Source organism: Schleiferilactobacillus shenzhenensis LY-73 (assembly GCF_000469325.1).
GTDB classification, from domain to species: Bacteria; Bacillota; Bacilli; order Lactobacillales; family Lactobacillaceae; genus Schleiferilactobacillus; species Schleiferilactobacillus shenzhenensis.
On sequence record NZ_KI271584.1, the window covers coordinates 1 to 10809 of the forward strand.

Below are 10809 nucleotides of genomic sequence, written 5' to 3' on the forward strand. Positions count from 1 at the left end.
CGGGGCACCTCGGTCACAAGCTGCTTGATGACCCCGTTCTGATAGCTGGGAGTGAACAATAATTGGAGAGAATCGGTGGTTTTCTCGAACAAGTCGGGCAAATTCTTGTTCAGGGCATTGGCTTGTTTCAGAAAAAGCATTCGGTAGGCCTTGTCCATCGCCTCCGGCGTCTTCGTGTCTTCGGCATCTTGGATCATCTGGCGTTGTTCCTTCGAATACTGGCCTAAATAATCCTCAATCTCCAACGCATGGGCAAGAATATCTGGCTCTGCCCGGCCTTCCTCGGAAGAAAGGACAGCCACCCGACTGGGCAAATAGTGGTTCACTTCCATGAAGCGGAGCGCAATGATGCGGTTGAACCAGGTGTATGCGGCTTCCTCGACTAGGTTGTTGTACGCCGTCTTCCAGTCGTCCTTGTCTGCGGCGGCTTGGAGACGGTTGACCAGAGCAGCCCGGCGGGAGACATCGCTGCCGGTGAGCCCCTGTGGATCGTTAACCGAGTAAAACTCGATCTCCGCCGTCGAGTTTGGCAGCTTATCACCTGCACCTTTATCGGTGATACCTACCTGGTTCAGCTTCAGCTGGACACTCTCAATCAGCTCGTGCCGGGCCTTCACTGCAAAGTCGTGAATCTTCTTCTTGTCCATTTTCTTTTCCTTTCAAAAGAGCGGCCGTCCGCGATGCGAACGACCGCTCTACCATTTTTTAAAGAGTAAACTTGGTAATCTGATCCTGCCCCAGTTGGTCCAATAATGCCTGTCGTAACTCGGCAACATACCGATCAACATCTTCTTGATTGGAGATTGACCATTCCTGTGCAATCGGCAGCTGGGAAGGCTTTATATACTTGGTCCGAATGATGGGAGGAACTGGCTTATCGGGATGATCCGGCAAAGGCGGGGTGACGGTGCTACCTGTTCCAGAACCGGGATCAATTACTGGTGGGGTAACTACCAGGTCCGCCAGCCGCTTCTCCTCGGCCTCCAGTTTGTTCGTAATTCGCGTAAGCAGCGCACTTGCTGCCGTCGGCTTAGCCACCAACTGGGTCAGATCTGGTGCAGCGGCCGCTTCCTGCTTGATACGACCAATACTCTCCGTCAATTCTCGACGACGACGCTCCTTAAAGGCGTCTCCCACAGACGAATTGGCAATCCGTTCCTCCGCCTGCTTCTGGTAGCCTTCGATTTCGGCAGTTACCTGCTTCATGCTGTCATCCATGATCTGGCTGAACTTCTCGACGAAATCGTCGTGGAACTCTGCGATTTCTTGAATGGCATGGCCGGCCCGGTTTCCCGACAACAGCTGGCTCAGCTTCTCTTGGTCTTGGGTGAGGTCCGCACTGGTCAGGAAGTCCCGAGACGCCTTGAACCGACGCAGGTCGCTCAGCCCGTTGTCCCAGATGTCCTGCTGCTTCTGGTTCAGGTAGAAGTCCTTGATGCCCCGGTCTTCCATGTTATCGGACCAGTCCAATAGGTCTCCATACATGGCATGGATCTGCTTGTAGAAGCCATCCGACTCATTGGCCACCAGGAGCTTGTTGAACATCTGGATTCCCTGCTGGAGCAGGTCGTGGCCCGGATAGTTCTGGTCTTTGCGCTCGTAAGACGTGAGGATGTCCAAATCCGCTTGGATCTTCTTCTTCAACTCAGCCGCCATCAGATCCGGCTGGGTCTCAGACCAGCTGCGCTTGTTGAAGACCTTGTCAGCGATTTCTTTCATGTCCCGCAGAGCAGCGGGGCTAATGTCCTTCTTGACCTGAATCGAGATTTTCTCGGCGTATTGCTTCTTCGTCAGGTAGTTGGTGATGGTCTGCGCCGTATACTCCGGGTTCACAGGCGACAGGACCTCGTCCTGCATCTTAACTTGAATCTTGCCGTCCACCATCAGCTTGGCGACGAGCCATTCCACATCGTCGTCGATGTACCCGTACGGCAGGTCGCGGAATCTGGCCAGCACGGCTTGCAGCGTCACGTGGGGGTTGCTCTGAATGGTGCGCTGCAGCCAGTTGTAGACCTCTTGAACGGCCCCCTGATTCTCTGTCGTCGTCACGGCCATACTGCCATTTCTATCCAGTAATTGAGAAATGTCCGAAGCCGACTTGGCGGCGTCAATCAACGAGAGTTGGCGGTAGGTATTGTCCACCAGAACCTTCAGGCCATCATCGAGCCGGCCTTGGAAGTCCTTGCCGGATTCAATCTTGTGGCCGGCGACGTAAATGTTCGTCTCTGGATCCTCTAACGCTGAAATGATCTTAGAGCGGACCTCCGTAATCAGTTGCGCCCGTTCAGCACTGCGCTGGTTCTGAATCAGGGTGAAGCGGTCATCCAGATGAGTGCCGGCCCCTAGCAGGAAGTTGTTGATGCGGACTGCCCGGCGGAGCATCTCCAGGTAATCGTCTTCTGGCGGCAAATCGATCACCAAATTAAATTGGTTCTCAGCCGTCGACAGCAGGATCAGGTTAGCTTCCTCACGGCTGTTGCGGTCATCCAAGGGGGTCACCACGCGAATCGACATTCTATTCCGGGGCAGGCCGATGGGATAATCGTCCACGTACTCATTCAAAGTGAAGTTGTAGCGGCCCTTTAACTTGGGGTAGGTGTACTTGTTCGTGATGCCTTCGCTGGTGCCGAAGATGTAGTCGCCCAGGGATTTCTCCAAATCGCTGGTAGAAGCTTCCTGCTTGTTAATAGCGTCATTGACGTCCTGCTCGGCGTCGGTCAGGAATTCATAAGTGTCGAAGTTCTTCTCGACGAACCGTTGCTCGCGCAAAGCGGCCAGCGCAGCGTCCACTTTCTTCTCCAACGCCGGCCGGTCCACATCTACCGCGTTGATCATCAGTGTCACGATATTGTTCTTTGTCGCCTTGAAGTTGTCCAGGTACTTGACCATGAACAGCGCCTTCAGCACCTGAATGGGGAAGGGATTGTCCTCCTTACTGGGGTTGAGGGTGTCATTGTCCAAGGCGTGCTGAATGACGATGCTGTGGGTGTGGTCCAGGAACTGCTTGAGGCCTTCGAAGAACAGACTGAACGGCACCAGAGCGGTATCATCCTTGTCCATGACTGCTTCGGCCGACTCTTGGAAAAGCGACAGCATGGAGCGGGCGCCTTCAGAAAGGTGCTTACCGTCGGAGCCGTGGGTGCGAACTGCCGTCAAAACGTCCTGCAGCAGATTAAACTGGTAGGGTACGAAGGGGTAGTTGCGGGCGAAATCGTCACCAGACGAAAACTTCTTCCGGTCCACGCCATCGTCGAAGTCGATAACGTTCTTCAAGTAAGCTGAGTTCGCATCGTAATCCGCGGTCAGCTGCTGTTTGGCCGGCGCGGTCTTCTCCAGCAGCCGCTGACGAATGACTTCGTCAACGTTGGCCGAGCTCATGTTAATCCGGGTGGTGAAACGGCCTTGAATCTTAGAAAAGTCCTGACCGCTGATCTTGTCCGTGATGTCGTTGATGGCCTGCTGGGACGTCACAACCACCCAGGCCTTGCCCCGGGTGGCGGCACCGAGGTCTTCGACGACGGTCTGGAGATTAAGCATCCGGGAAGTGCTTTCCCCGACGAATTGCCCCACTTCATCCACGAGGAAGACGACGCGGCGGCGGCTTTCTTGGATGTACTTCTCCACCATGTCGGCGAATTTCTCAATACTAATGGCATAGGGCTTGGTCAGCTGGTCGATGAAGCCCTGCGCGTCGCCCTCTTCGAGGAAACCGACCTGAACGAGGGCATTCTTGATCGTGTTCTTCTTGAAGACGGCTTGGTCCCGGACAGTTTTCCAGTCGGCATGGCCGTTGTCCAACCCCATGAACGCTTCCTGGAAAGCGTCATACTTGCTCTGGGCGGACAGCTGCCGCTCCATTTCTGCGATCCAGAAGTTGGTACTCGAAAAGCCCTGCATCTCGTTGAAGACCTGCAGGAACACGCTGATGATGGCATTCTCGTCGTTCTTGGCGCCGGTCTGGGCCTTAGAGTCGATGTTGAACAGGACCACATCGGTGGGCTGCTGAGCGGCTCTGAGCATGCGGTTAATGGTCATCTGGTCGTGGATCTTGTCCTGGAAGTAGGCCACGGCAGTCTTGCCGTCCACCGTGCGGTTTTCAAGTAAGTACGATAGAATTTTCAGAAAGTGTGATTTACCAGAACCGAAGAACCCAGAGATCCAAACCCCCATCTCGTCAGTATCCTGGTCGATACTTTTCTCGTAAGCGGCAAAGAAGTCATCGAAGTGGCCCTTCAGTTCCCGGGTGACAACGTACTCTTCCAGCTCCTGGTGAACATTGGCGTCATCGTCCTGACCGACTTTGATTACTCCTTGGATGCTGCGGTTAATTGGCTTGACGAACAAGTCGCGTATTTTCATATCAGTTTTCTCCCCTGAATAGATTATTCGAAGTGAAACGCACGATAGTAGTTGTTTTCTTGCAACTCCCCGAAGGCCTGCAGGCGGACACTGTTGTAATTGCCCGGATAGAACATCATAACCGGAATCTGGTCAATGACCTGGGTCATGGTGTTCAGCACCTTGTGGGCGCGGATGGCCGGGTATACTTGGCCAATACCGGTGATGAAGAGGATCGTCGGTTCGTCCGTGAGCTGGTCCTGGATGGCCTGGACGATGCGGTTGTGCTCCTCGTTCATCTCCAGGATATTGTTCATCTGGTCGATGACCTGGTCCATACCATCGGTCTCCTCCAACTCATAGAAGGCGTCGCGGTAACCCAGCTGGTCGACCACGCCCAGCATGATGTCGAACAGGTTGAACACATGGACATCGGCGCCAATCGTGGCGATGGTGGACTGGTGGGCGATATCGCTAATCTGGTCACGCACATACAACTCCCGCTCCGGCGGATAGTCGAACAGGTAATAACCCACCTCGTTGCTCAGCCCTTTGTTCTCTTGGAACGACTTCGTCTTGATCCGCTCCCGCAGATGCTCGAATTTTGTTTCCACTGTCACCATCGGCTTATACCCTCCCCGTGAATATGGCGATGTAATCTGGTTTGTTGTCAGCCCGCAACTGGTCAATGAGGCGCGGATCAACGAGGTAGCTTTGGACCACCAGGTCGTCACCGTCATTCTTCACCAAGCCAGCCGACCGCAGATAGTTACGCAGCGTGCTTTGCAGCCGACTGACAGTCTGGTCAGTCCACTTAGCCACCTGAGGGTACTCCAGGCTTAGTTTATTGAAGAAAGCCGTCACCTCATAGGGCTCGATGCGGCGGTCGCCAAGGACGAGCTCCTGACGGAAGACTTCGTACATGAAGCTGTACGTCAAAGACTCTGTGTTCATGATGCTGATGAGATTCACCATCTTTTGATTGACCGGATCCAACTGAGAAAACAATTCGCGCAGCCCGGGCGAGATTGCCTCAACGCGACGCATCACGACGATTGTCGTTGTTTTCAGCCGACTTGGACTCACCGCGGAGTATGGATTGTTGGCCTCAATATAGGCGCGAAGCTCTGCTCTATTGGGTTCCTTTGCCGCTAAGTTAATTGTCTCGGCAAATTCGCTGAACCAGAACGAAAACTTCACGGCGCTGGCACTGTATCGATTCATCGGTTGACCTTCCTTAACGTTGCGTTTTCTGGTGTGTCATTTGTATTCTATCACGTATCCCGGGCGGATTGTGAAGGAATAGGCACGTCGATATTTGACCCAGTCCAATCACAAAAACCAGTGGGCATTGAGAAAGGCCGTCGTGGCTTGGTAGAATGGAGCCAACGATCGTTGTGAGGAGGTGTTGGAATTTTGCTTTTGCCCCGAGAAATCACCAAAGTCCACGTGCCGCCCATCAAAATCCAAGGCATCAAAACAAAACTTGTTCCGTTCATCGCTGCCTCCCTGTCGTGGGACGGAAACGGTGTCTGGTACGAGCCATTCATGGGTTCTGGGGTAGTTGGATTCAACATCGCCCCCAAGCGCGCCATCTTCAGTGACAACAACCCCTACATCATCCAGTTTTACCAGGATCTCCAGCGGGGCGACTTGGACGCTGCTGTCGTTCGTGACTTTCTCACGGCGGAAGGTGCCAAACTGTGCCAAACGCCGGCCGACGCTAGGAGTTACTACTATCGAGTCCGGGAGCGATTCAACCAATCCCATTCATCACTAGACTTCTTGTTCCTGCAACGGTCCAACTTCAATGGCATGATCCGGTTTGGACCGAATGGTTACAATGTCCCCTTTGGTCGGAAACCTGCAAGATTCTCCCCAGCACTGATCACCAAAATCGTCCATCAGGTGGCTTGGGCGCAGCAGCAGATTCAATCCCACGACTGGCAATTTCGGGTGGCGGACTGGCAGGACGTCCTGGCGACCGTCAGTGATCGCGACTTTGTTTACCTGGATCCGCCGTATGCGGGCCGGAGCACGGATTACTTCGGCAGCTGGACGGCTGAGGATACGGAAGCACTGGCCAATTGGACTAATACACGGATTCCAGGCGGGTATGCCTTGTCGATGTGGTACAAGAATAAATACCGGACGAATGATGCGTTGCATCAGTGGCATGGGGAGCTGTTAACGGACGAACATTACTATTTCTTGGGAGGCAAGACGGTTAATCGGAACGCAATGACCGAAGCCTTGGTGGTAAAGAAAGGGTACGTCGCACCTGCACAGCGCCCGGTCATTATTTGATGCCGCCATTTTCTGGCTCTGCCTGCCAAACGGCATACTGCGCCGCCAATCGTTTGCTTTCCGCTTCCTTGCCTTGGCGTACCAACCAGGCAAAATATCCTGGCAACGTATGGTACAAGGCTTTCTTCTCAGCTTCTGTCGCCCGATACACTGGATAGTGCCGCCAATAATCTTCAAACACGGCTTCACCAAGTTGGCTGAAGTACCCGCGCCCGTTGCGGAAAGCGGCTAGAGACGGTGCGCGGATGGTACCGATATTATTCGTATCTCGAGATCCAGTGTACTGACCGGCAATCCGGTGCTTTTCTTGCACGAAAAATTCAACGTCCTTGTACGCCGCCGTGATTGACTCGATGTCAGAGAGGGCCGTTGCACCCACTGTGGCATTGGCATCTCGGGTATAGAGAAAACCGATGACCAGATGGGCAGCATAATCTGTATAGTGGCCATCGATGTTCTTGGTGCCATTGCGCAGGAACGACGAATAGGCACCAAGCGTAAACTCAATGGGTTTCATCGTACCGTCTTTTCTGAAGCGCCTGTAAGTGGATTTGATGTCGATTGCAATACGCTTCCCATCTGGTCTGGCTAACCAAAAATCGGGATAGACAGTTTGCAACTTGGCCTGGCCCAACGTACAACCCACTTGGGCAGCAACTTTTTCCAAGTACGGAACCACCGCCACCTCAAACAGGCGTCCGATAATTTTGGCATCGTCACCGAATGCCAGAATCTGCTTTTCTCGATTAATGAATCCTACCACCGACCACAAGCGGTCATCAGTTGGCAGTGTTTCTTGAATCACCGCCATTACTTCTGCTTTGCTTACCATTGACATCTCCTCCTTGTCAATTTACATTACGCAAAGCGCCCGCAACAATGCGATTTAACTCGGTATCTTGCTGATTGACCATCAACGTGACATCAGCAAAAGTTGCCACCTGTTCCCTCCCTGTGCTAAAATCTTCAACATTGTAACAACTGCCACCGGGTAGCCACCAAATCTCGTTCCGATAGGTCATCGGAGGAACGGGATCTGGTGGCTTTTTCTGTTCTCCAGCGGCAGTGCACTGCGGACGGCTGGTGCGCCGTTCCCTGTCTTTTCCAAGGAGGAAACACATCATGGCATGGCTTTACTTAATCATTGCAGGTCTTTTCGAGGTCGTTTGGGCGACCTTCATGAAACTGAGCAACGGCTTCTCGCATCTCGGCTGGTCCATCGCCACCATCGTCGGCATGATCGCCAGTTTCGGCTTCCTCGCCGAAGCCACCCACCGGCTGCCCATGAGCCTGGCTTACCCCATCTGGACGGGCATCGGGGCCGTGGGCACGGTCCTGGTCGGGGTGACCCTCTTCGGCGACCAGGTCAAGCCGTTGACTTGGCTGTTCATCGGGATGTTGTTCGTAGGCGTCATCGGCATCAAGCTGACCACCGGCAGTAACCAGTAACAGTCACGGCAGACACCTGTCCATATCTCCACCTCTAAGTAAGCTGAAAATCGTCAGCGGCCATTTTACCTGTGGTAAACTAAAGTAAGTACCAACAACCAACTTCACAGAATAGTCGGCATCCTCTGGGCCGTGCGCGAGCACGAGTCAGCGAATGGCGGCTATTTGTTTGCCCGTCGTCCGGGGATGACCCGCCGCACGCTGAAATCCGGCCTGTTTTCCCAAAAGACTGCAGTGCTGCATTACGACTTTACTCTGTTTCTGCCAATAATAAAGGACGTTCCTGCCAATCAACGCCAGTACCCACGGTCACGGATAACCGCAGGCTGCCGATCAGCTAACCGTCTGTGCTGCCCAGATCCACCTCCCCAAAATTTCCCACTTCCCCACGTTGTCGTACTCGTCGTAGCGTGTCGCTTTCTCATAATTGGGCGCCCAACCGCCCGTTTCAAAAAACTGGGCAAACCATCCAAACTGACCAGTTTCAATTGCACAAGTGAAGGCCTCTCCACAATTCCTGCAGCCACCCCCGACCAGCCAAGACTCTGCGTCCCGCAAGGATTTCCGGCACATTTTCTGCCATTCGTCCCACCCGCTCGTGAACGAAAAATTCCGAGACAACTTACTTGCCCTCGCGTTCCCACATGGTGTATGATTCAAAATGAAAGCGAAATCATTGTGTGCAACACAATTTCAAGGAGGTAGTCAAAACTATGGCTGACGAAGAAAAATTTATTCTCGCCATTGACGAAGGCACCACCAGCACCCGGGCCGTGATCATCGACCACAACGGGCAGAAAGTCGCAGATGCGCAGCGGGAGTTCCCGCAGTACTTCCCGCATCCGGGCTGGGTCGAGCATAACGCAAACGAGATTTGGAACGCAGTCCTTTCTACCATTGCCACTGCGTTCATCAACTCGGGCATCCAGCCGCGGCAGATCGCCGGCATCGGCATCACCAACCAGCGGGAAACCACGGTCATCTGGGACAAGCAGACCGGCTTGCCCATCTATAATGCCATCGTCTGGCAATCCCGTCAGACGAGCGACATTGCCAACAAGCTGGAGGCAGACGGATACGCAGACAAGATCCACGATTCCACCGGCCTGCTGATCGACCCGTACTTCTCAGCTACCAAGGTGCGCTGGATCCTCGACCATGTGCCGGGGGCCCAGGAACGCGCGGAGAAAGGTGAGCTGCTGTTCGGAACGATCGATACCTGGCTGACTTGGAAGCTGTCCGGCGGCGCGTTCCACGTCACCGACTACACCAACGCTTCCCGGACGATGATGTTCAACATCCACAAGCTGGCGTGGGACGACGAGATCTTGAAGATCTTGAACATTCCCAAGATCATGCTGCCGGAAGTGAAGAGCAACTCCGAAGTCTACGGCAATGCCGCTGCGTACCACTTCTTCGGCAGCACCGTGCCCATCTCCGGGATGGCTGGCGACCAGCAAGCGGCCCTGTTCGGTCAGCTGGCGTTGGAACCTGGGATGGTCAAGAACACCTACGGCACCGGTGCCTTCATCGTGATGAACACCGGCGAGAAGCCGACGCTGTCCAACAACAACCTGCTGACCACCATCGGTTACGGCCTGAACGGCAAGGTCAACTACGCCCTTGAAGGCTCCGTCTTCGTGGCCGGCAGTGCCATCCAGTGGCTGCGCGACGCGATGAAGCTGATTGAAAAGGCCGGCGACTCTGAAGCCGCCGCCGTCGCTTCCAAGAGCCAGAACGAAGTCTACGTCGTGCCGGCCTTCACTGGCTTGGGTGCACCGTACTGGGATGCCAATGCTCGCGGTGCGGTCTTCGGCATTACCCGGGGCACCACCCGTGAGGACTTCATCAAGGCCACCTTGCAATCCCTGGCGTATCAGTCCCGGGACGTGGTGGACACGATGAACAAGGATACTGGCATTCCCATTCAGACGCTGCGGGTCGACGGCGGGGCCGCCAACAACAACTATCTGATGCAGTTCCAGGCGGACATCCTGGGGATTCCCATCGAGCGGGCGGCGAACCTGGAGACGACCGCTATGGGCGCGGCGTTCCTGGCGGGCCTGGCCGTGGGCTTCTGGAACAACACCGACGAGCTGCAGAGCATCGTGGCCATCGGCAAGCGCTTCGAGCCGCAGATGCCGGCGGATGAGCGGGACTTCCTGTACGAGGGCTGGCAGCAGGCTGTTGCGGCGACGCAGATGTACAAGCACGAACCGAAGGAAGGTTAAGGGAGAAAGGTTGGCTCCTTGGCCCGGCAATTTTGGGCCTCCGGCTGGCTGGGCGTGGAACGTGGCGGGCACGGCTTGAAGCCAATTGCAAAGTGCGCAATTGTCTCCAAGACCGGCCTTGGTCTAAGCGGGCAAAGACCGCCCGCTAAGACCAATTTCGCTACTGACGCCCGCCAGCCTCCGGCCCAAAATTGCCTACATCTTGTGGAACCACCAATTCTCCCGTCCCGGGAAGGCACAAAACCCAGTACCACAGAACCGTATTACCGTCTCTCCTGCCCCGACCGCTGCTGTTTCTGAACCGGCCTTGGCAGGTGCGCCATCGTACCAGCGTCGCGAGGCCTTTACACGTATGTGCAAGGCCGCAATTGCTATTATTGGATTCACAAAACACCATCAGGGCCCGGATATGGATCTATCCTCGCGTACCGAGTGCCAACGCGTAGCAAGCGGAGGCAAAACGGGCTCAGTGGTGAAATCATTC

General features: G+C 54.7%; 7 protein-coding genes and 1 pseudogene. 3 read left to right on the plus strand and 5 right to left on the minus strand.

Features of this window, described 5'->3' with window-relative positions:
- The 4 genes and pseudogenes from L248_RS03555 to L248_RS03570 form a co-directional block, all read right to left on the minus strand.
- Positions 1–647 (minus strand): annotated as a pseudogene (locus L248_RS03555) (BREX-1 system adenine-specific DNA-methyltransferase PglX); the annotation flags it as partial.
- Positions 648–705: 58 nt separating this feature from the next.
- Positions 706–4359 (minus strand): BREX system P-loop protein BrxC, encoded by a 3654-nt coding sequence (brxC, locus tag L248_RS03560; RefSeq protein ID WP_022528703.1) that lies wholly within the window; start codon positions 4357–4359, stop codon positions 706–708.
- A 23-nt stretch (positions 4360–4382) separates the two neighbouring features.
- The gene (locus tag L248_RS03565; RefSeq protein WP_022528704.1) at positions 4383–4961 is read right to left on the minus strand and encodes a DUF1788 domain-containing protein; all 579 of its coding nucleotides are present in this window, start codon (positions 4959–4961) and stop codon (positions 4383–4385) included.
- 4 nt (positions 4962–4965) lie between these two features.
- Entirely contained in the window at positions 4966–5562 is a 597-nt protein-coding gene (locus L248_RS03570) for a DUF1819 family protein (RefSeq protein WP_040534701.1), read from the minus strand.
- A gap of 192 nt (positions 5563–5754) precedes the next feature.
- On the opposite strand from L248_RS03570, the gene L248_RS03575 reads away from it, so the two are divergent.
- On the plus strand, positions 5755–6645 hold the full coding sequence (locus tag L248_RS03575) for a DNA adenine methylase (protein WP_245585270.1): 891 nt from the start codon (positions 5755–5757) through the stop codon (positions 6643–6645).
- Here L248_RS03575 and L248_RS03580 read toward each other — a convergent pair.
- On the minus strand, positions 6638–7477 hold the full coding sequence (locus tag L248_RS03580) for a type II restriction endonuclease (RefSeq protein ID WP_022528707.1): 840 nt from the start codon (positions 7475–7477) through the stop codon (positions 6638–6640). The genes L248_RS03575 and L248_RS03580 overlap by 8 nt on opposite strands.
- 290 nt (positions 7478–7767) lie before the next feature.
- On the opposite strand from L248_RS03580, the gene L248_RS03585 reads away from it, so the two are divergent.
- Positions 7768–8094 (plus strand): DMT family transporter, encoded by a 327-nt coding sequence (locus L248_RS03585; protein ID WP_022528708.1) that lies wholly within the window; start codon positions 7768–7770, stop codon positions 8092–8094.
- 713 nt (positions 8095–8807) lie between these two features.
- Complete coding sequence (gene glpK, locus L248_RS03595) at positions 8808–10325, plus strand: glycerol kinase GlpK (RefSeq protein ID WP_022528709.1); 1518 nt, start codon at positions 8808–8810, stop codon at positions 10323–10325.
- The last annotated feature ends 484 nt before the right edge of the window (positions 10326–10809 follow it).

Coding starts and splice junctions, on each gene's coding strand:
- L248_RS03570 (WP_040534701.1), bottom strand. CDS start 5,562: ATGAATCGATACAGTGCCAGCGCCGTGAAGTTTTCGTTCTGGTTCAGC.
- L248_RS03565 (WP_022528704.1), bottom strand. CDS start 4,961: ATGGTGACAGTGGAAACAAAATTCGAGCATCTGCGGGAGCGGATCAAG.
- brxC (WP_022528703.1), bottom strand. CDS start 4,359: ATGAAAATACGCGACTTGTTCGTCAAGCCAATTAACCGCAGCATCCAA.
- L248_RS03580 (WP_022528707.1), bottom strand. CDS start 7,477: ATGGTAAGCAAAGCAGAAGTAATGGCGGTGATTCAAGAAACACTGCCA.
- glpK (WP_022528709.1), top strand. CDS start 8,808: ATGGCTGACGAAGAAAAATTTATTCTCGCCATTGACGAAGGCACCACC.
- L248_RS03585 (WP_022528708.1), top strand. CDS start 7,768: ATGGCATGGCTTTACTTAATCATTGCAGGTCTTTTCGAGGTCGTTTGG.